A 20,854-nucleotide genomic window follows, 5' to 3' on the forward strand; every position below is an offset into this window, starting at 1 on the left:
AGCCCACCGATACGCCCCGATGACCACCAATTGGAAGGTCTTTCTGGGCGCCGCCCTGGGCGTCCTGGCGATCTCCCTCTGGGCTCTCCTGGCGCCCGATTCGGCCAGCAGCATCCTGGGGACCGTGGTCGCCTGGGTGTCCCAGAACTTCGGTTGGTTCTATATCCTGACCGGCACCGCCGTGGTCGTATTCATCATCGTCGTGGCGGCGAGCAGACAAGGGAAGATTCGCCTCGGCCCGGACCACTCGCGCCCACAGTTCTCTTTGTTCTCCTGGGCCGCAATGCTGTTCGCCGCCGGCATCGGCGTCGACCTCATGTTCTATTCGGTCCTGGAACCGGTCACGCAGTACTACAGCCCCGCGCGGGGGAACGGTGAGACCGCAGAGGCCGCCCGTCAGGCCGTCGTCTGGACCCTGTTCCACTACGGGCTGACCGGTTGGGGCATGTACGCGCTGATGGGCCTCGCCTTCGGCTACTTCGCCTACCGGTTCAACCTCCCGCTGTCGATCCGCTCCGCCCTGTACCCGATCATCGGCAAACGCATCAAGGGTGCCGCGGGCGACGCCGTCGACATTTCCGCTCTGCTCGGCACGGTGTTCGGCGTGGCGACCTCGCTCGGTATCGGCGTCGTGCAGATCAACTACGGCCTGCAGTTCCTCTTCGACATCCCGCAGAGCGTCGGCGTTCAGGCCGGACTCATCGCGGTCTCGGTCCTCATGGCCATCGCCTCCGCGGTGTCCGGCGTCGACAAGGGCATCCGCCGCCTCTCCGAGCTGAACATCTACCTGGCCCTCGCCCTGCTGCTGTACGTCCTGGTCTTCGGCGACACCGACTTCCTGATGAACGGCTTGGTCATGAACTTGGGCGACTACCTCAGCCGCTTCCCGGGCATGACCCTGGACGCGATGGCCTTCGACCACCCGACCGACTGGATGAACACCTGGACCCTGTTCTTCTGGGCCTGGTGGGTCGCGTGGTCCCCGTTCGTCGGGTTGTTCCTGGCCCGCATCTCCCGTGGCCGCACCATTCGCCAGTTCGTGGTGGGAACCCTGACCATCCCGTTCGCGTTCATCCTGATCTGGATCTCGATCTTCGGCAATTCCGCCTTGAACCTGATCTACGAACAGAAGAACACGGCCTTCGGTGATTCGATCATGAACACCCCGGAGCAGGCCTTCTACACGCTCCTCGGCCAGTACCCGGGCGCGACGGCCGCTGCGGCCGTGGCCACCTTCACGGGTCTGCTGTTCTACGTGACCAGCGCCGACTCGGGCGCCCTGGTCATGTCGAACTTTGCCTCGAAGATCGAGGACCCCAACCAGGACGGCCCCAAGTGGATGCGGATCTTCTGGGCCGCGGCCACGGGTCTGCTGACTCTGGCGATGCTCCTGATCGGAGGTATCGCGACGCTGCAGTCTGCGACGATCGTGTTCGGGCTCCCCTTCGCAATCGTCCTCTACCTGGTCATGTTCGGCCTGTGGAAAGCACTGCGGGTCGAGGGCGCGGACATGGAGTCCCGAGAGGCGGCATTCGCCGGAGTACGCGCGGCCAACCGCGCGGCGTCGATCGAGCCCTCCTCCCAGACCCGGAGTTGGCGCCAGCGCCTGAGTCGCTCGGTCTCCTACCCCGGCCGGAGGTCCGCCACCCGGTACGTCCGGACCGTGGTGGCCCCCGCCCTGGACGAGGTCGGGGAGGCTCTGCGAGCCGAGGGCGTGGACGCCGTCGTCGAGCAGGGGGTCGACTTCGCGACCACCATCCCCTATGTCACGCTGACGGAGAGGATGGACGGCGAACGCGATTTCACCTACCAGGTCTACCCGGTCGCGTGGCCGACGCCGGGGTATCTGCTCAGTCCGGCGCGCACCGAGGACAATTACTACCGCTTGGAACCCTTCGCGCTGACGGGTTCCCGTGGTTACGACGTCTACGGGTACACGAAGGAGCAACTCATCCACGACGTTCTGGACAACCACGAACGTCACATCGAATTCATCCGCATCAGCGGACCGACCGTCGAGGAGGCGGGTTCGACCGAGATCATCGGTTCGTCCGTGGCCACGACGGACTGGTCCATGGACTTCACGGCACCGCTGGACGTCCCTGTGACGGATCAGGAGAACACGGAGAATTCCGTGACGAAGGAAGGAAATCAGTGAGTAATACGCTGTATATCAACGGCCGGTGGGTCCCCGCGTCCGAAGGCGGGACCCGCACCATCATCTGCCCCGCCGACGGCACCGAGGTGGGGGTCGTGGCCGAAGCGACCTCGGCCGACACGGAATCAGCAATCGCCGCGGCCCGCGCGGCATTCGACGACGGCGCGTGGCAGGCCACCGCACCCGAGCGAGGAGACTTCCTGCTCGACGTCGCCCGCCGGTTGCGTGATCGGAAGGACGAATTCGCACGGGCCGAGTCCTTGGACACGGGCAAGCGCCTGGTCGAGTCCGAACTCGACATGGACGACATCGCGGCGTGCTTCCAGTACTACGGCAAGGTCGCCGGCCAGGATGCCGGGCGCGAGGTGGACGCGGGCGATCCGAACGTGTCCTCCCGCGTGGTGACCGAGCCCGTGGGTGTCTGCGGCATGATCACCCCCTGGAACTACCCGCTCCTCCAGGTCGCCTGGAAGGTCGCCCCCGCGCTGGCAGCCGGCAACACCTTCGTTCTCAAGCCCGCGGAGCTGACCCCTCACACGGCCATACTGCTGATGGACATCCTCGATGAGCTCGGCCTTCCGGCCGGCGTCGGGAACCTTGTTCTGGGCGCGGGCGCGGAGGCCGGCGCTCCTCTGTCCTCGCACCCGGACGTCGACCTGATCTCCTTCACCGGCGGTCTGGTCACCGGCCGGAAGATCGCGGCCTCCGCCGCGGCGACGGTCAAGAAGATCGCCCTGGAACTGGGAGGGAAGAATCCCAACGTGATCTTCGCCGACGCCGATTTCGACGCCGCCGTGGACAACGCCCTGAACGGCGCGTTCGTGCACTCCGGCCAGGTGTGCTCGGCGGGCTCCCGGATCGTCGTCGAGGAGTCGATCGCAGAGAAGTTCACGGCGGAGCTCGTGCGCCGCGCCGAGAAGATCCGGATTGGGGGTCCCTTCGACGAGAACGCCGAGACCGGGGCGCTGATCTCCGAGCAGCACCGCCAGAAGGTGACCGACTATGTGAAGGCCGGCGTCGAGGAAGGCGCCCGGATCCGTTGCGGTGGTGAGTGGGCGACCGAGGGTGACCTCGCCCAGGGTTACTACTACAAGCCGACCGTGATCGACCAGGTGCGTCGCGGCATGTCGGTGGTGCGCGATGAGGCCTTCGGGCCCGTGGTGACCATCGAAACCTTCACGACCGAGGACGAGGCCGTGGCCACGGCCAACGACACCTTCTACGGACTCGCGGGCGCCGTCTGGACGAACGATGCCGGCAGGGCCGAGCGTGTCTCGTCCCGCCTGCGCCACGGAACCATCTGGATCAACGACTTCCACCCCTACCTGCCGCAGGCCGAATGGGGCGGCATGAAGCAGTCCGGCATCGGTCGCGAACTGGGTCTGCACGGGCTCGGCGAGTACCAGGAGACGAAGCACATCTACCACAACACCGCCCCGGCAGTGACCGGTTGGTTCGGCGACGACCAGTAGACGCAGACGGAAAGGAAACCAGGATATGACTGAAACCCAAGAGCGGGAATTCGACTACGTCGTCGTGGGAGGCGGCTCCTCCGGTGCGGCGACCGCGGCACGGTTGAGCGAGAAGAACCCCGAGGCACAGGTTGCGCTGATCGAGGCGGGCCCCGACGACGAGGGCATCGACGAGGTCCTCGCACTGAACCGTTGGATGGAGCTGCTCGAGTCCGGCTACGACTGGGACTACCCGGTCGAGGAGCAGGAGAAGGGCAATTCCTTCATGCGCATGGCCCGGGCCAAGGTCCTCGGCGGGTGCTCCTCCCACAACTCGTGCATCGCCTTCTGGGCGCCCGAGGAGGACCTCAACGAGTGGGAGGACAAGTTCGGCGCCAAGGGTTGGGACGCCGAGAACGGGTTCCGGCTGTACAAGCAGCTCGAGAAGAACGAGGACGCCGGCACCCCGGGCAACGAGCACCACGGCGATTCCGGTCCGGTGCACCTCATGAACGTTCCGCCGAAGGATCCCTGCGGCGTCGCGGTCCTGGACGCGTGTGAGCAGGCCGGGATCCCCCGGACCCAGTTCAACTCGGGGAAGACCGTGACCAACGGGGCGAACTTTTTCCAGATCAATCGCCGCGCGGACGGAACGCGCTCGTCGTCGGCCGTGTCCTACATCCACCCGATCCGTGGTCGGGAAAACTTCCATCTCATCACCGATACCCAGGTCAAGCGGGTTCTGTTCGACGAGGACAAGCGGGCCATCGGCGTCGAGGTCGTGGACAACGCGTTCGCCATCGCCAAGACGATCCGTGCGCGCAAGGAGGTCGTCCTGTCCGCCGGCGCGGTGGATACCCCGAAGCTGCTGATGCTCTCCGGTATAGGACCTGCCGAACACCTGCGTGAAGTCGGCGTGGAGGTGCTGCAGGACTCCCCCGGTGTGGGCGAGAACTTGCAGGACCACCCCGAGGCCGTCATCCAGTGGGAGGCCAAGAAGCCGATGGTCCAGGATTCGACGCAGTGGTGGGAGATCGGCATCTTCACCCAGCTCGATGTGCCCTTCGAGGACGAGTTCCCGGGTCGGCCGAACTTCATGATGCACTACGGCTCGGTGAACTTCGACATGCACACCCTGCGCCGTGGCTACCCGACCGCTGACAACGTCTTCTGCCTGACACCGAATGTGCCTCACGCCCGCTCACGCGGCACCGTGCGCCTGCGGTCCCTGGACTTCCGCGACAAGCCGAAGTTCGATCCGAAGTACTTCACGGACGAAGAGGGCTACGACATGGCGATCATGGTCGCCGGGATCCGCAAGGCTCGGGAGATCGTCTCCCAGTCTGCGCTCGACGACTGGCGTGGACGCGAACTCTTCCCCGGCGAGAACGTCCAAACGGACGAGGAGATCGCCGACTACGTGGCCAAGACCCACAACACGGTCTACCACCCGGTCGGAACCGTGCGTATGGGGCCCGAGGATGATATCGACTCGCCTCTGGACCCGCGCCTCCGGGTCAAGGGTGTCCAGGGTCTTCGCGTGGCCGATGCGTCCGTTATGCCCGAGATCGTTGCGGTCAACCCCAACATCACCTGCTTCATGATCGGCGAGCGCGCCGCGGAGCTGGTGACGGAGGACAACGCCTAGAAGCTCGTGCTTGCTCCGGGGCACCCGATCGCCGTCGAGGCGGCGATCGGGTGCCCCGTTGTTTTTGGGTGTCCCGTTGTTCCGAGTGCGCCGTCAGTCTTCCTCCGGATGCTGGGCCGGCGGAGGAGGTACTTGAGGAATCTCCGCGGTCTCGGTGCGCGCCTGGGGCGTCTGGAGCGTGTCCATGGCGGAGGTTTCCGGCGGTACCGGTGCGTGGTAAGCGCGCAGTTGCGGGAACTTGGCGCTGAGCGCTCCGACGCTCGCCGCACAAGCCACAGCGCCGTAGACCAAAGCCATTCCGGGCCCAGCCCATTGGCCGGCCGCTCCCATCACACCGGACCCGATCCGGGGTCCGCCCGTGACGGTCACGATGAACAGCCCCTGGAGTCGGCCGCGCATCGTGTCCGGGGCCGCTGTTTGGAGAATCGTCGAACGGTAGATGCCGCCCACGGCGTCGGAGGCACCGGCAACCATGAGTCCCACCATGCACAACGCCAACCCGACCCAGGCTGTGGGGGTTCCCGGCGTCGTCCCCACCGCGATCCAGGCGATCGAGACTCCCGACCAGAGCATCCCGATCGTCCACCCCGCGTAGGTCCAGGTCAGTGCTGCCCCCTGGCGGGTAACCGAAACGGCACGGCCCGAGAGAAGCGTCCCCAGGAACGCCCCCAAAGTCATCGTTCCGGAAAGCAGGCCTGCCACGGCCGCGTTGCCCCCGACCACCGTGATCGCCATCGCGGGGAACAGTGCCTGCGGGAACAGGAAGACCATCGCGCACAGGTCCAGCACGAAAGTCATGGAGATCACGGGCGATCGCCGCACGAACCCGAAGCCATCGATGACCGCCTTCATTCCGCGGGCCGGTGCGGTCCCATCGTGTTCCGGCACCTGGGCGGGCAGCCTGTAGAGCGCCCACAGACCCACCGTGAAGGTCACGACGTCGACCGCGTACGTCCACCCGTACCCCACGGCCGCGACCAGGAAACCGCCCAACATCGGGCCGAGCGTCGTCGCCAGAGTATTGACGGACATGTTCAAGGCGTTGGCCGCCGGGAGACGCTTGAGCCCGACCACCTTGGGAATGATGGCCCCACGGGCGGACTGATTGATCGGGTGCACGAAGGACTGCACCGCGATCAGCCCGTAGAGAACCCATACGTTCTCCAGGTGCAGAAATGCCTGGAGCGCGATCAGCACGCTGACGAGCCACAGGATCACAGAGACCGTCAGTGCGACGAGCCGCCGATCGCGCGCGTCCGCGATGACTCCTCCGTAGAGGCCTCCGATGATCAGGGGCAGGACCGCGACCAGGCCCACGGATCCCACGGCGAACGTGGAGCCCGTGATGTGGAAGATCTGGAGAGACACTGCCATGGAGGTGACCTGGAAACCCAGGGTCGAGAACGCAGACCCCATCCACAGACGTCGGAAGTCCGGGTACTTCTTCAACGGAGAAAGGTCCATGAGCAGTCTGGCCATGCCCAAAGACTAGTCGGGAATACCCTCGCCGGGTCAGGGGTTATGCACCACGAATACGGTTCCACGATGAAAGGAATGCTTTCTTGGCAACCTCACCGAACATCACACTCAATGACGGCAACCAGATCCCGCAGCTCGGCTACGGCGTGTGGCAGGTCGAGGATGACGTCGCCGAAAAGGTCGTGGTCCAGGCCCTGGACGCCGGGTACCGCCACGTCGACACCGCAAAGATCTACGGCAACGAGGCGGGCGTCGGAAGGGCGTTGGCCGAGTCCGATGTGGACGAGAACGACGTCTTCGTGACCACCAAGTTGTGGAACGACGATCAGGGCTACGAGTCGGCCCTCGAAGCTTTCGACGCTTCGATCGAGCGTCTCGGGCTCACCAATCCCCTGGACCTCTACCTGATCCACTGGGCGCAGCCGGCCAACGGCAAGTACCTGGACACCTGGAAGGCGTTCATCGAGCTCCAGAAGCAGGGAAAGGTCAAGTCCATCGGTGTCTCCAACTTCCCGGAGGAGCAGTTGCGGGAGATCATCGACGAGACCGGCGTGACCCCGGCAATCCACCAGATCGAGTTGCATCCGTACTTCAACCAGGAGCACATGCGACGCGTCAACGAGGAGCTCGGGATCAAGACCGAGGCCTGGTCACCTCTCGGCCAGGGCGGCGATGCCCTCAAGGAAAAGGTCGTGACCGACATCGCTGAGAAGCACGACGCCCAGCCGGGCCAGGTCATCATCGCCTGGCACTTGGCGATCGGCAACGTCGTGATCCCGAAGTCGGTGACACCGGAACGCATCGTCAGCAACCTCGCTTCTGTGGATCTCCACCTCTCGAACGAAGAGGTCGAGGCCATCAACGGCTTGACGCGCGACAACGGTCGCATCGGAATGAAGCCGACCGAGACCATGGAGTAGATGCTCGTTCCGGCCAATGACGAATGCCCCCGCCCGGTTTCTCCGGCGGGGGCATCCTCATGCGCCGTCACATCGACGAAGGAGAGCGAAGCAACAGGTAATATCCGGTTCTGTCCTTGGCATGCCTGGGCGGCGATGCATACGCTCATAAGGAAGGACGCAGTCAGTGACAGAGGTTCGCTCCCGTCTTTCGACCCGCCGCACGGCGGTCCAATCTCGGTGGGATGAAGGGAACATGGTCGATTCGGAAAGCTCAGGGTACAAGGAGTTCCTCGACGCTTTCAGGCCCCTCGTCGATGAGCTCGCCGACGCCGGATGGACGCGCAGCGAATGCCGCCACCGACTGGTGACCTTGTACCCCCAGATCGCGCGACATCACCTGGACCGGGTCCTGTCCCAGTATCCGCAACGCTTCGTCCATCCCGGAGACGAGTCGCTCAACAGCACGCTGATGGCCGCGGGAGTCTGGCTCGCACTGAACCATTTGCTCGATCTCGGCGAAGACCGACGCTTCATTGCCGTCTCCGGAGATCCCGCGATCGTCCAAGATCTCTCACGCATCTTCGAGGGAGCCGGTTCCACCGACGAACAGACCGCGAGGCTTCTCGGGCGCATCGGCGCCACGTTCTCCTTCCTGACCGAGTTCCCCCGCGCCTCGATCACCAGCGCCGAATACGAATCCTTCCGCCACGACATGCCGGAGGACCTGACGCGCATGTCCCGCCTGGTCCGGAGCAACTGGCCGGCGAGCGCGCGTTCTCTGAGCTCCCAATTCGGGGAAGGCTCCTGGTCGAGGGCCTTGGTTTCGATCGGGCTGGCACCGGGGCAGAGGTACGCGCCGGACGGCACGGACCGCGTCCCCGATTTCACGCAGGACCGGTTCCGCAGCGCGATCGCCGACTTCCTGACGTATTGCATCCGGAACAACCGCAAACCCCTGGCGCTGTTGTACGGCCGGTGGTCCGCCGACGTCGCCCGCCACACCACCCCGCGCCCCACGTTGGCGACGGTCCGGCACCGCTTCGGCTCATGGCACGAGGCCCTGTCCCAAGGGCGCCGACTCATCAACGAAGAAGCCCCTGGCCGCGGCGACCCACGGTACGAGGAGAACTGGGTCGGCCCGTGGGGGAACGCCGACGACCTCGGGATCCAGCAACCGGGATCCTGGTCCCCGCAGCATTGGATCGACCGGGGAATCGGCGTGGTCGAACACATCGGCGAGGCCACGGGCGACGAATCCTCGTGGCGCAGTCTCATCGCCGAGATCGCCCAAGCCATCAGGGAGCTTCCCTGGAAGCATTTCCTGACGGTCGACTACGAAACCGGGAATACGGGCGGAGACTCTCCCTACGCTCAGGCGTTCACCGGCCCGGGCGGGGTTTCCGTGACCGTGGTTTCGGAGCAGTTCCTGCCCGCCATCAAGTGGCCCATGGACGAGGAGTACCTGGCCGAGGCCGGATGGACCCCGCCCACTCCCCACCAGTGGCATTGGGAGCGTTCCAGCCTCTCGTTGGACGAGGCAGCCGACGTCCTGGTCGATGCCCTCAGGTTCGGCCGCGGTTGCCCCGACCCGTATCGCTTCCGCTGGGGGTCCGGTGCGCTGTACGAGCAGGACCGCTCCGCAACGGTACCCACGCTCTGACCCGACCCCTCGGTCTGCGCACAATTTCTTCCGCTCTCGACAGGAGATGATTTTCGGTGTCTTCGACGCCTCCGACGGGTTCATTCGACAACGAATGGTTGGGGTACTCCAAAGGCACACCCGAGTTCACACGAATGCTCGTGGCCATGTTCTGCGCCGGCGTCGCAACCTTCGCGCCGCTGTATTCGCCGCAGGCCGTCCTCCCCTCAATCGCGGCGGACCTCCATCGGGACGTCGCCTCGGTCGCCCTCATCGTCTCTTCCTCCACTCTCGGTCTGGCCTTGTTCGCCCTACCGTGGACCTATGTCGCCGACCGCTGGGGCAAGAACCGGGCCATGGCCGCGGCCATCATTGCGGCGACCGTTCTGGGCCTGATCATCCCGTGGGTACCGCATTTCGGGATGCTTCTGGTGCTGAGGTTCATCCAGGGTGCTGCCCTGGCGGGTCTCGCCGGCGTCGCCGTCGCTTTCATCACGGAGGAGACGCAACCCCTTCACGCGGGTGCGGCCACGGGGCTGTATGTCTCCGGGACCACGATCGGCGGACTCGCCGGGCGCCTCATTTCCGGGCCCGTCGCCCAGTTCTCCGGCAATTGGCGCCTCGCCGTCATGGCAGTCGCGGTTCTGGCGACGGCGGCCGCCATCTCGTTCCTGCTCCTGCTCCCCCGGGCGCGGAGATTCACGCCTGTCCCCGCGAAGGGCGCGGTCCTGACCACCGCATCGCGCATCGGTCGGCACATCCGGAACCCCGGAATGGTCAGCCTGTTCCTTCTGGCGTTCACTTTGATGGGCGCATTCGTGACGGTCTACAACTACGTCGGCTTCAAGCTCGAATTGCCGCCGTACTCTCTGTCCGAGGTGGCCATTTCGATGCTGTTCCTCGCGTATCTTTCCGGCACGTTTACCTCGAGCATCGCGGGTCGCCTGGCCGCCCGGTTCGGGAGGCTCACCACGATCCTGGTCTCGATGCTCGTCATGATCGCCGGGGTTGTCCTGACCACGACGTCGCCGTTGGTCGTCGTCGTGATTGGTCTGATCATGCTGACCATGGGATTCTTCGCCGCCCACTCCGCCGCCTCCGCGTGGACGGGCCTGTTGGCAGGGGAAGGCAAGGCCCAGGGCACCGCGATGTACAACCTCTTCTACTACGCTGGCTCGGCCCTCAACGGTTGGGTCGGCGGGTTCTTCTACATCGCGGGCGGCTGGACCTTGACGGGCTGGTTCTGCGTGGCTGTTGTGGCGTTCGGCGCATTGATTGCCGGAGGGGTGCTCCGGCGGGAGAAAACCGCTAGGGTGGGGCAGATCGAAGGGGAGTAGTTCCCAGCGGCGTGTACGTGCCAGAGCGGGTTGTCGACACACTGGAGAGTTTTTCTCCCGGCAATCCACCCGTCGAACCGTCCCGGCCAAGGCCAGGGACCGTCGAGTCGGGCGAGCGAGACCTTCGGCCCAAGCCCCTTCCAGGGATCAACAGACTAGGGCCGAAGTCTCCGCGGGGCCCCTCGCGGCCTCGGCCCGAAGGAGACACCCTCATGAGCCAAGAGCCGATCGCCCCACGCCCCGAAGACTCGCACGCAGGCAGAGACTCAGGTGCCTCTGACGCGTCAGCCTCCGGGAGCGCATCCTCGACCGCCGGATCGAGCAACCACGCGACAGCCGCTCAACGCCGGCGTTGGCGCCGCTATCTGGCCGACGAAATTTCTGAGTCCACGGTCTACCGCTATCTGGCCGAGCGCACGGACGGACGCGAATCCGAAATCTTGCGCGAAATGGCCGACGCCGAGAAACGGCACGAGCAGCACTGGCGCAACCTTCTGGGCCCCCAGGCCGATCCCGAGCCCCGCCCCTCGATCTCTTCCCTGGCCCTGCAGTTCATGGCCAGGCATTTCGGGACGGTCTTCGTGCTGGCCCTGGCCCAAAGGGCCGAGGGGCGCTCGCCCTATGACGAAGATCCGGATGCTCCCAGTTCGATGGCCGCGGATGAGGCCGTGCACGAGGAGGTCGTGAGGGCACTCGCGACCAACGGCAGAGAGAAGTTGTCCGGCAATTTCCGCGCCGCCGTCTTCGGCGCCAATGACGGGCTCGTTTCGAACGTCGCGCTGATCATGGGAATCGGCGCATCAGGTGCGAGCCCGCACATGGTTCTGCTCAGCGGCGTCGCCGGTCTGCTCGCCGGCGCCCTGAGCATGGGTGCGGGCGAGTTCGTGTCCGTCCGGTCGCAACGAGAACTGCTGGATGCTTCCCGTCCCACACAGGTGACCCTGGAAGTCGCCCCCGACCTGGACATCGACAGGAACGAGCTCGAATTGATCTACCGGGCCCGTGGCATGAGCGAGGAGGCCGCGCATCACCGCGTTCTCGAGAGGTTCGGTCATTACTCCTGCGACTGCGACCCGTCCTACTCCCACCAGCCGGAGGCAGAGGCCGAGGAGGAGAACACCGGGAACGTGGCTCTGGGAACGGATCTGGGTGCGGCGGCCTCGAGCTTCTGTTTCTTCGCATCGGGCGCGATCATCCCGATCCTGCCGTACCTGTTCGGGATCTCCGGTTTCCCGGGGATGGCGATTTCGCTGGTTCTCGTCGGGATCGCTCTCCTGGGCACGGGGGCCGTGGTCGGCCTGCTCTCCGGCGCGTCTCCCCTCAAGCGTGGCCTGCGGCAACTGCTCATCGGGTACGGCGCCGCCGCGGCCACGTACCTGCTGGGGCTCTTGTTCGGCACCTCCGTCGGGGGCTGACCCCCACTACGGGAACCAGCCGGTCCGCCTGATACCGGGGGCGTACTCGCGTTCCCCGGCTCAGGTGCCGCAGTAGGTCACGTATTTCCCCTGATCGGCTGGTGCCGGCTGGGCGTAGGCCTCGTAACCCGGCTTTCGGGTGTATGGATCGGTCACCACGTCCAGGAGCCTGAGGAAAGGGTCGAGGTCGCCGTTGTAGGCGGCCTCGAGCGCCTCTTCGACCAGGTGATTGCGAGGCACGTAAATCGGATTGACCCGGTCCATCAGCTCCGGGTCGGGGCCGAGCCCCTGCCACCGGACGAACCAGGCATCGAAGCGCGGGTCCTCGACCCGATCCCGCAGCTCCTGCGCGGCCTGGCGATCGCGGACGGCGTCGGCGAGCGCCCGGAACGTACTCGTGAAGTCCAGTGAAGAGGCTTCCATGAGGCGCAGGAGCTCCTGGGATACGTCTCGGGCGGTCTGCTCATCCGTGGCCGTTCCGGTGAGACCGAGCTTGCGTGCCATGGCTTGGATCCAGGCGGCCTCGTAGAGCGGCGCGAATTTCTGCAGCGTCTCCGTCGCCTTCCGGATGCCCTCATTGGGGTCCTCGTCGATCACGGGAAGCAACGTCTCACCGAAGCGGGCCAGATTCCATTCGGCGATTCCGGGCTGGTTTCCGTAGCGATACCGGCCTTGGCCATCGATCGAGCTGAAGACGGTCGAGGCCGAATAGGCATCCATGAAGGCGCAGGGGCCGTAGTCGATCGTCTCGCCCGAAATGGTCATGTTGTCCGTGTTCATCACGCCGTGGACGAACCCGACGGCCATCCACTGCGCGATCAGTTCGGCCTGGACCTCGATCACGTGGTCGTACAGCTCCAGGGCCGGGTTCTGCTCGCCGCCCTCATCGTCATCGTCTCCTGGGACGTGACGGTCGTGGGCGACGTCGACCAGCCTTTTCACCAGGTCCGTGTTGCGCAGGCTCTGGGCGGCGTACTGGAAGGTCCCGACGCGCAGGTGGCTACTGGCTCCCCGCGCGAGAATGGCGCCGGGACGCGGAAGGTCCCGGAACACTTCCTCGCCGGTCTCGGTCACGGCCAGAGCACGTGTGGTGGGAATGCCCAAAGCGTTCATTGCCTCGCTCACCAGGTATTCCCGGAGCATGGGCCCCAGGACCGCTTTTCCGTCGGCGGCTCCGCGGGCGAATGGCGTGCGACCGGAACCCTTGAGGTGGATGTCCCGGAGACTCCCGTCGTCCACCGTGACCTCTCCGAGGAGCATGGCACGTCCGTCGCCGAGCCGGGGCGAATAGGTGCCGAATTGGTGACCGGCGTACGCCTGCGCCACCGGCTGGGCGTCTTCGGGCGCAGACGCACCGGTCAGGAAGCGGAGCCCTTGCTCTTCTCGTAGCGTGTCAGGGTCCAGCCCGAGGTACTCGGCGTATTTGTCGTTGAGGATGACGATCCGGGGATCTTTCGGCTCGTCTCCCGTCCATGCGATGGACAGCTCGGGAAAGGCTTCGGCGAAAACGGACTGCATTCGGCTCCTTCGACGAGGGTGTACCCGGTAGAACATTCTCGCGGCGGATATATTCCTCGGGCGCGGGCGCTGGAGACACGAAACCGCCCGGACCACGATCTGGTCCGGGCGGTTCGGTGAAGCCTGGTCGGGCTTACTTGCTGGCGAAGATGTCGCGCATCAGCTGGGCGGACTCGGACGGAGTCTTGCCCACCTTGACGCCGGCGGCCTCGAGGGCCTCCTTCTTGGCATCTGCGGTTCCGGAGGATCCGGAGACGATGGCGCCTGCGTGGCCCATGGTCTTGCCCTCGGGAGCGGTGAAGCCCGCGACGTAGCCGACGACCGGCTTGGTCACGTGTTCCTTGATGTACTCGGCGGCACGTTCTTCGGCGTCGCCACCGATCTCACCGATCATCACGATGGCTTCGGTCTCAGGGTCCGCCTCGAACGCCTCGAGAGCGTCGATGTGGGTGGTGCCGATGACCGGGTCGCCGCCGATACCGATCGCGGTCGAGAACCCGATGTCACGCAGCTCGAACATCATCTGGTAGGTCAGGGTGCCGGACTTGGAGACCAAGCCGATCTTGCCGCTGCCGGTGATGTTCGCGGGGGTGATGCCCACGAGGGACTCGCCGGGGGTGATGATGCCCGGGCAGTTCGGTCCGATGATGCGGGTCTTGGGCTTGCCGTCGGCGTCGGTCGAAGCCTTGGCGTGGGCCCAGAATTCGGCCGCGTCCTGGACCGGGATGCCCTCGGTGATGACGACGACGAGCGGGACCTCGGCGTCGACGGCCTCGATGACGGCATCCTTCGTGAAGGCCGGCGGGACGAAGACGATCGACACGTTCGCGCCGGTCTCCTTGACCGCCTCATCGACGGTCCCGAACACCGGAAGCTCGACGTCGGCGCCGTCCTGGGCCTTGTGGGACACGGTGGTTCCGGCCTTGCGGGCGTTGACGCCACCGACAACCTGGGTACCCGCGGCAAGCATGCGCGCGGTGTGCTTGGTTCCTTCGCCGCCGGTGATGCCCTGAACGATGACCTTGGAGTCCTTGTTCAAAAAGATAGACATGTTTTCCTTAAGAGTCTCGAGATGTATCGGCGGGGTCTCAGGCGGCCTGGTGTGCGAGCTCTGCGGCCTTATCGGCACCGGAGTCCATGGTGTCTGCCTGGGTCACCAACGGGTGGTTGGCTTCGTCCAGAATTCGACGACCCTCTTCGACGTTGTTGCCGTCGAGACGGACAACGAGCGGCTTGGTCGCGCCGTCGCCCAGGATCTCCAGAGCCTTGACGATGCCGTTCGCCACCGCGTCGCAGGCGGTAATTCCGCCGAAAACGTTGACGAAGACCGACTTCACCTGGTCGTCGCCCAGGATGACGTCGAGACCGTTGGCCATGACCTCGGCCGAGGCACCACCACCGATGTCGAGGAAGTTGGCCGGCTTGACGTTGCCGTGCTTCTCCCCGGCGTAGGCCACGACGTCGAGAGTCGACATGACGAGTCCGGCGCCGTTTCCGATGATTCCGACCTCGCCGTCGAGCTTGACGTAGTTGAGGTCGTTTTCCTTGGCCTTGGCCTCGAGCGGGTCGGTCGATGCCTTGTCCTCGAGACCGCCGTGGTCCTCGTGGCGGAATTCGGCGTTGTCGTCCAGCGAGACCTTGCCGTCCAGGGCGATGATGTCACCCTCGCCGGTCTTGACCAGCGGGTTGACCTCCACAAGGGTTGCGTCTTCCTTGTCGAAGACCTCGCCCAGCGTGACCAGAACGGGTGCAACCTTGGAGCGCAGCTCTTCGGGGAACCCTGCCGCGGCAACGATCTCCTCGGCCTTCTCCTGGTTGAGGCCTTCACTCGGGTCGACCTCGACGCGGGCCAGGGCTTCGGGACGCTCTTCGGCGAGCTGCTCGATCTCCATGCCGCCCTCGACGGAGCACATGGCCAAGTAGGAGCGGTTCGCGCGGTCCAGAAGAACCGAGAAGTAGTATTCCTCTGCGATGTCCGCGCCCTGCGCGATCATCACGCGGTTGACGGTGTGACCCTTGATGTCCATGCCCAGGATCTGGGAAGCGTATTCGTAGGCCTCATCTGCGGTCTTGGCGACCTTGACGCCACCGGCCTTGCCACGACCGCCCACCTTGACCTGAGCCTTGACGACCGTCACGCCGCCGATCTTCTCGGCGGCCGCTTTTGCTTCTTCGGGAGTTTCGGCAACGATCCCTTGAAGTACGGGTACACCGTGCTTCTCGAAGAGATCGCGTGCCTGGAATTCAAACAGGTCCACGGATATGTGTCCTTCTTCGTCGAAGTCGTACCGGGTGAACCGTCCAGCCCATCCGGATCTTGTCGTGGAACGCCCTCATCCGCTGCGACACATCGGTCAGCGCGGGAGACAGACGCTCCCCTGATGCGACTTTAGCTCAGAAGGTGGGACCGACCCTAACGAGAAAGGTCGTGTTTCGCCCCAATGCAGTGCCGCCTGAGTCGTAACTCACTCAACGGGTCCGGCCGCGGGGTCTTCGGTGTGGTCGAAATCTATCGAGGACTTCGAGCGGTCCTTCGACCACAGGACCGCTCCGAGCGCGAGCAGGGCCGCCCCCATGAGGAGGAATGCGGGCCACATGGTGTTCCCCGTCCTGGAGATGAGCCACGTGTTGACCGCGCTCATCGGCCCGCCGAACAAGGCATTGCCGATGTTGAACACCAGGGCGAATCCGCTGAAACGAACCGCCGTCGGGAACAATTCGGAGACCGCCGAGGGCAGAGCGCCGTCATTGAGGGACAGGAATGCCCCCATGACCACCAGCGCCAGGACGGCCAACCAGTAGTGGCCGGCTCCCATCACCAGGAACGCCGGAATGGTCAGGACGATGAACAGGCAGGATGCGAGGATCAGCGTATTGCGGCGACCCATGCGGTCGGCCACGGACCCCGTCAGGAAGATGAACGCGATGTATGTGATCAGGGACAGCGTCGTGGCCAGTTGGGACGCCGTGGCGTCGTACCCGAGATTCTCCGAGAGGTAGGTCGGCATGAACGTGAGGACCACGTAGAACCCCACCGCGTTGAGGAGCACGATGCCGAGCCCCTGGATCATTTGCTTCGGCGCGCTGGTGAGCAATTCGACCAGCGGCGGGGTCGGCTTCTGCCCTCGTTCGACCTGTTCCATCTGGCTGGTGGTGTGCTTCACGAAGGCCGGCGTGTCCTCGATCTTGCGTCGGATGTAGAGACCGATGAGCCCCAGTGGCGCGGCGACGAGGAAGGGCAGCCTCCAGCCCCAGGAGGTCATGGACTCATCGGACAGGAGGCCGTACAGCAGTGTCGCGGCAAGGGAACCGAGCAAGAGGCCCGACGCCGTGGACGCGGGGACCACGGATGCGTACCGCCCCCGTTTCCCGGTCGGGGCGAATTCGCTGAGCAACGCCGAGGCACCCGCGTATTCCCCCGATGCGGAGAACCCTTGGACCAACCGCAGCAGAAGGAGAATGATCGGCGCGGCGACGCCGATCGTCGAGGCCCCGGGCAGGCAACCGATGAGGAAGGTTGCGCCGGTCATCAGGAGGATCGACCAGGCCAGGGTCTTCGTGCGCCCGAAACGGTCGCCCCAGTGGCCCCAGAAGAAGGCCCCGACGGGTCGGATCAGGAAGGCGACGGCGAACAATCCGAAGGCCATCAGCGTCGAATTTGCGGCATCCCCCGGAAAGAATTCGGAGCCTATCGTGACGGCGAGATAGCTGTAGGCCCCGTAATCGAACCACTCCACGAAATTGCCGAGGAAGCTGGAGACGATTGCCTTTCGCCTTTGCCCGGCATCCGGCTCTGCGGGTTGGGGAGCGTCCGCCGCGGCGGAATGGTTCGGCTCGGAGGTGTCGGATGAGGAGGTCATAACGGCCCTTCGGTGTGTGGTCTGCACAACACCATACCGACATATCGCCTGGTCAGCAGCGGTTCGACGCGAGCTGGAACCTTTCGGCGGGGGCTATTGGCTACTGATCGACTTTGGTCAGTGGCGCGTAACGGAGGAGAAGGCGTTTTTCCTCGTTCGCGAATCTCACCTTGGCGACGGTCTTGTCCCCGCCTCCTTCTACGCCGATCACGCGGCCCGTCCCGAACGTCTTGTGCTCCACGGTGTCACCCACGGACAGGGAAGGGATTTCCTTCGTCTGGTTGATCCTCGATGGCTTGGAAGCTCGCGCACCCAACGGGGGCGACCCCTCGATGCCGCCCGAGTATCCGGCGTCCTGGCTCGCAGGGGCCGGTCGCCGGGTGGGACCAGCGCCTCGTCCGCCCCAGGCACCGGACCCGGTCCAGGACGTGGAGTCTCTGCGGCCGGAACCCCCAGAGAAGGAGCCCGCACCGTAGACGGCCGAACCGAATCCTCCGGGCGGGAATCCGGAGGCGGACCCGAGGCGCTTCCAATCGATGAGGTGTTCCGGGATTTCCTCGAGGAAGGGCGACGGCGGGTTGAACTGGCCCTGACCCCACATCGACCGGGATTCGGCGCGGGTCAGGTAGAGCCTCTCCATGGCTCGGGTCAGACCCACGTAGGCGATCCGGCGCTCCTCGCTCATTTCCTTCTCGTCGGCGAGGGCCCTCTGATGAGGGAAGATCCCGTGTTCCATGCCTGTCAGGAAAACCACCGGGAATTCCAGGCCCTTGGCGGTGTGCAGGGTCATGAGCGTCACGACTCCCTCTTCACGGGCCTCGGCCACCTCCCGTGCCACCTGTTCGGCGGAGACCCCGCCGTCTTCCTCGTCGCCCGCCTTCGGACGATTCGGGATTTGGTCGGCGTCGGCAACCAAGGAGACGTGCTCGAGGAATTCGGCCAGGCCCCCGTCCGGATTGTCCCTCTCGAATTCGCGGACCACGGCCACGAGCTCGGCGAGGTTCTCCACCCTGGACTCGTCCTGGGGGTCGTCCGAGGTGCGCAGTGCCTCGAGATAGCCCGTCTGCTCCAGCACAGCCTCGAGGCACGTCGCGGCGGTTTCCGTGGACGCGATCTGCTGAAGGTCGTCCATCAGCGTCACGAATGCCCCGATCTTTTTGGCCCCGGCGGCTGCGAGTCCAGGAGCCTCATCGGCCGTCCGTGCCGCCGCCATGAAGGAGGTGCGATTGCGCGTGGCCAAATTGGCGATGGCACCTTCGGAACGCGCACCGATCCCCCGCTTGGGTTCGTTAAGGATACGGCGCACGCTGATGTCGTCGTCGGGATTCATCAGGGCGCGCAGATAGGACAACGCGTCCTTGATCTCCTTGCGCTCATAGAACCGTGTCCCTCCGACCACTCGGTACGGCAGACCGACGCGCATCAGGATTTCTTCCAGGGAACGGGACTGGGCGTTGGTCCGGTAGAAGACGGCGACGTCGCCCGGGGCCACGCCGTCCTCGTCGCGGAGCCTGTCAATTTCCTCTGCGATGAACCTCGCCTCGGCGTGCTCGTTCTCGGCCACGTAGCCGGTGATGAGGGGGCCGTCTCCGGAAGCGGTCCACAGTTTCTTGTCCCGGCGATCCGGGTTGCGCTGGATCACCGCGTTGGCTGCCGTCAGGATGTTCTGCGTGGACCGGTAGTTCTGCTCGAGCAGGATCGTTCGGGCCGAAGGGTAATCGCGCTCGAAATCCGTGATGTTCCTGATGTCCGCACCGCGGAAGGCGTAGATGGACTGGTCGGAATCTCCCACCACGGTCAGCTCGGCCGGTTCCGTCCCCTGGGGGTAGGGAGTCTGCCCAGTTTCCGCAGGAGCCGAATCGTGCCCGGTCAGCTCCCGGACCAGCGCGTACTGGGCGTGGTTGGTGTCCTGGTATTCGTCCACCAGAATGTGCCGGAAGCGCCGCCGATAGTATTCAGCGACCTGGGGGAAGGCGCGGAACATGAAGACGGTCTCCGCGATGAGGTCGTCGAAATCCATCGCGTTGGCCGCTCGCAGCCGGCGGGCGTACTCGCTGTAGACCCTGGCCACGGCGGATTCCCACGGGTCGTTGCCCGACGCGGAGGAGGCGTTCTGCTCGGCATCCACGAGTTCGTTCTTCAGCGCCGAAATCCGATGTTGCAGGGCCTTCGGCGCGAATTTCTTGGCGTCCAGCTCGAATTCCTTGGCGATCAGGGTGATCAGCCGGAGGGAATCGGCGGCGTCGTAGATGGAGAACGAGGATTTCAGCCCGAGAGTCGCCGCTTCGCGCCGGAGCACTCGGACGCAGAAACTGTGGAAGGTCGAGATCCACATCTTCTCGGCCCTGGGTCCCACGAGTTCGACGACGCGTTCCCGCATCTCGGCAGCGGCCTTGTTGGTGAACGTGATAGCCAGGATTTCGCCCTGGTGGGCGCGACCGGTGGCTAGAAGGTATGCGATCCGGTGGGTCAGGACACGGGTTTTTCCGGAGCCTGCACCCGCCACGATCAGCAGGGGCGAACCCGAGTGGGTCACCGCAGCAGCCTGGTGCTCGTTGAGTCCCTCGACCAGTCCTTCAGGGCCGCGGGAACCTGCTCCCTGGCCTTGGGACCGGGAGGTCTGGGGTTCGAAGAAGGAAGAGTCGCGCAAGAAATCCATACTGGTTCCAGTCTAGGGGAACACAGTTTCGATTCGCGTCCCCCCGGTTGCGGGTGTGACGGTCCATAATTGGCATATGGGCATGTCGAAGGGACAAAAGCAACGGCTGTACGGTGACCGGGCGGGAGCGTCTACGCCGCCCCGGAAGGCCGATTCGACCTCACGGAGATCGGGCGGGCAACGCGGCGCCTCTGACGCCGAGGCCACGACTGGCCGTTCGCCACAGGCCGAGCCGGCCAAGAAATCCTCCACGGGAATCATCACCGGCGTGCTGGTCGTCGTGTCCGTTCTGATGTTCGTCTACCTCCACGCGTCGCTCTTGCCCCGGCTGGGTGCGAGCGCGCACACGACCGTGCCCGAATTGGGTCCCTTCGGATTCGTCTCCGATGCCCCGCACATTGCCCGGAGCCTGGGCGATGCCGGTCGCAACGCGTACGTGGCCATCCACTGGTCCTGGGGCCTGATCTCCCCCATCTTCCTCGGCGCCGCGTGGTTCTCCATGGTCGCCGCCTCGGGCATCCGGGGACGACGCCGCACCGCACTGTGGATCCCACCGCTTCTGTTCATGGTCGTGACGATCGTCGGAAACCTCACGCTGGACGCCGCTCTGTCCGACCCCGCCGGTGCCTGGCCGGGACTTGCCGCAGGGCTCGTCGTCGCACGCTGGTTCTTGCTGGTGATCATGGTTGCCGAGGCGGTGTGGCTCGCCGTGCGCCTGGTGAGGGGAAAGCTGGATGCGTTCTCCCGGGGAGAGCTCGAGGGCCAGCAACCGCGCCGCTGACCCCCGA

14 protein-coding genes are annotated in these 20,854 nt (G+C 65.1%); 8 read left to right on the forward strand and 6 right to left on the reverse strand.

Going from position 1 to position 20,854, the window contains the following annotated elements:
• Positions 1-19 precede the first annotated feature (19 nt).
• Genes betT through AB0Y14_RS09800 form a run of 3 tightly spaced genes read left to right on the forward strand, consistent with a single transcriptional unit; the run spans position 20 to position 5,257 of the window.
• A complete protein-coding gene (gene betT, locus AB0Y14_RS09790; RefSeq protein ID WP_436589068.1) occupies positions 20-2,158 on the forward strand; it encodes a choline BCCT transporter BetT in 2,139 nt (712 codons plus the stop codon).
• Positions 2,155-3,630 carry an aldehyde dehydrogenase family protein gene (locus tag AB0Y14_RS09795; RefSeq protein WP_436589069.1) on the forward strand — a complete coding sequence of 492 codons (1,476 nt, stop codon included), beginning with the start codon at positions 2,155-2,157 and terminating at the stop codon, positions 3,628-3,630. Before betT ends, AB0Y14_RS09795 begins: the two co-directional genes overlap by 4 nt.
• 25 nt (positions 3,631-3,655) lie before the next feature.
• Complete coding sequence (locus AB0Y14_RS09800) at positions 3,656-5,257, forward strand: GMC family oxidoreductase (protein WP_436589070.1); 1,602 nt, start codon at positions 3,656-3,658, stop codon at positions 5,255-5,257.
• A 93-nt stretch (positions 5,258-5,350) separates the two neighbouring features.
• Here the strand turns inward: AB0Y14_RS09800 and AB0Y14_RS09805 are convergent, their stop codons facing one another.
• Complete coding sequence (locus tag AB0Y14_RS09805; protein WP_436589071.1) at positions 5,351-6,736, reverse strand: MFS transporter; 1,386 nt, start codon at positions 6,734-6,736, stop codon at positions 5,351-5,353.
• 83 nt (positions 6,737-6,819) lie between these two features.
• Here AB0Y14_RS09805 and AB0Y14_RS09810 point away from each other — a divergent pair, with 83 nt between their 5' ends.
• From AB0Y14_RS09810 to AB0Y14_RS09825, 4 genes are all read left to right on the forward strand, one after another.
• Positions 6,820-7,656 (forward strand): aldo/keto reductase, encoded by an 837-nt coding sequence (locus tag AB0Y14_RS09810; protein WP_436589072.1) that lies wholly within the window; start codon positions 6,820-6,822, stop codon positions 7,654-7,656.
• 235 nt (positions 7,657-7,891) lie between these two features.
• On the forward strand, positions 7,892-9,298 hold the full coding sequence (locus tag AB0Y14_RS09815) for a TY-Chap domain-containing protein (protein ID WP_436589073.1): 1,407 nt from the start codon (positions 7,892-7,894) through the stop codon (positions 9,296-9,298).
• A 56-nt stretch (positions 9,299-9,354) separates the two neighbouring features.
• Positions 9,355-10,614 carry an MFS transporter gene (locus tag AB0Y14_RS09820; RefSeq protein ID WP_436589074.1) on the forward strand — a complete coding sequence of 420 codons (1,260 nt, stop codon included), beginning with the start codon at positions 9,355-9,357 and terminating at the stop codon, positions 10,612-10,614.
• A gap of 212 nt (positions 10,615-10,826) precedes the next feature.
• Positions 10,827-12,029, forward strand: a complete 1,203-nt coding sequence (locus AB0Y14_RS09825) for a VIT1/CCC1 transporter family protein (protein ID WP_436589075.1) — start codon at positions 10,827-10,829, stop codon at positions 12,027-12,029.
• 60 nt (positions 12,030-12,089) lie between these two features.
• Here the strand turns inward: AB0Y14_RS09825 and AB0Y14_RS09830 are convergent, their stop codons facing one another.
• The 5 genes from AB0Y14_RS09830 to pcrA all read right to left on the reverse strand — a co-directional run bounded on the left by AB0Y14_RS09830 (position 12,090) and on the right by pcrA (position 20,066).
• Positions 12,090-13,547 (reverse strand): protein adenylyltransferase SelO, encoded by a 1,458-nt coding sequence (locus AB0Y14_RS09830; protein ID WP_436589076.1) that lies wholly within the window; start codon positions 13,545-13,547, stop codon positions 12,090-12,092.
• Positions 13,548-13,680: 133 nt separating this feature from the next.
• Positions 13,681-14,598, reverse strand: coding sequence for a succinate--CoA ligase subunit alpha (gene sucD, locus AB0Y14_RS09835; RefSeq protein WP_436589077.1), 918 nt, complete (start codon positions 14,596-14,598; stop codon positions 13,681-13,683).
• A gap of 37 nt (positions 14,599-14,635) precedes the next feature.
• On the reverse strand, positions 14,636-15,805 hold the full coding sequence (gene sucC / locus AB0Y14_RS09840) for an ADP-forming succinate--CoA ligase subunit beta (protein WP_436589078.1): 1,170 nt from the start codon (positions 15,803-15,805) through the stop codon (positions 14,636-14,638).
• Positions 15,806-16,012: 207 nt separating this feature from the next.
• A complete protein-coding gene (locus AB0Y14_RS09845; RefSeq protein WP_436589079.1) occupies positions 16,013-17,407 on the reverse strand; it encodes an MFS transporter in 1,395 nt (464 codons plus the stop codon).
• A gap of 100 nt (positions 17,408-17,507) precedes the next feature.
• Positions 17,508-20,066, reverse strand: a complete 2,559-nt coding sequence (gene pcrA, locus AB0Y14_RS09850; protein WP_436589080.1) for a DNA helicase PcrA — start codon at positions 20,064-20,066, stop codon at positions 17,508-17,510.
• 82 nt (positions 20,067-20,148) lie between these two features.
• Here pcrA and AB0Y14_RS09855 point away from each other — a divergent pair, with 82 nt between their 5' ends.
• The gene (locus AB0Y14_RS09855) at positions 20,149-20,847 is read left to right on the forward strand and encodes a hypothetical protein (protein WP_436589081.1); all 699 of its coding nucleotides are present in this window, start codon (positions 20,149-20,151) and stop codon (positions 20,845-20,847) included.
• Positions 20,848-20,854: the final 7 nt, after the last annotated feature.

The sequence above is a fragment of the Rothia sp. HC945 genome (genome assembly GCF_051370785.1).
GTDB lineage: Bacteria > Actinomycetota > Actinomycetes > Actinomycetales > Micrococcaceae > Rothia.

Excerpts from the sequence above, each read along its gene's own strand:
- AB0Y14_RS09815 (WP_436589073.1), top strand. The coding sequence starts at position 7,892 with ATGGTCGATTCGGAAAGCTCAGGGTACAAGGAGTTCCTCGACGCTTTC.
- AB0Y14_RS09805 (WP_436589071.1), bottom strand. The coding sequence starts at position 6,736 with ATGGCCAGACTGCTCATGGACCTTTCTCCGTTGAAGAAGTACCCGGAC.
- AB0Y14_RS09830 (WP_436589076.1), bottom strand. The coding sequence starts at position 13,547 with ATGCAGTCCGTTTTCGCCGAAGCCTTTCCCGAGCTGTCCATCGCATGG.
- pcrA (WP_436589080.1), bottom strand. The coding sequence starts at position 20,066 with ATGGATTTCTTGCGCGACTCTTCCTTCTTCGAACCCCAGACCTCCCGG.
- AB0Y14_RS09825 (WP_436589075.1), top strand. The coding sequence starts at position 10,827 with ATGAGCCAAGAGCCGATCGCCCCACGCCCCGAAGACTCGCACGCAGGC.
- AB0Y14_RS09855 (WP_436589081.1), top strand. The coding sequence starts at position 20,149 with ATGTCGAAGGGACAAAAGCAACGGCTGTACGGTGACCGGGCGGGAGCG.
- sucD (WP_436589077.1), bottom strand. The coding sequence starts at position 14,598 with ATGTCTATCTTTTTGAACAAGGACTCCAAGGTCATCGTTCAGGGCATC.
- betT (WP_436589068.1), top strand. The coding sequence starts at position 20 with ATGACCACCAATTGGAAGGTCTTTCTGGGCGCCGCCCTGGGCGTCCTG.
- AB0Y14_RS09800 (WP_436589070.1), top strand. The coding sequence starts at position 3,656 with ATGACTGAAACCCAAGAGCGGGAATTCGACTACGTCGTCGTGGGAGGC.
- AB0Y14_RS09845 (WP_436589079.1), bottom strand. The coding sequence starts at position 17,407 with ATGACCTCCTCATCCGACACCTCCGAGCCGAACCATTCCGCCGCGGCG.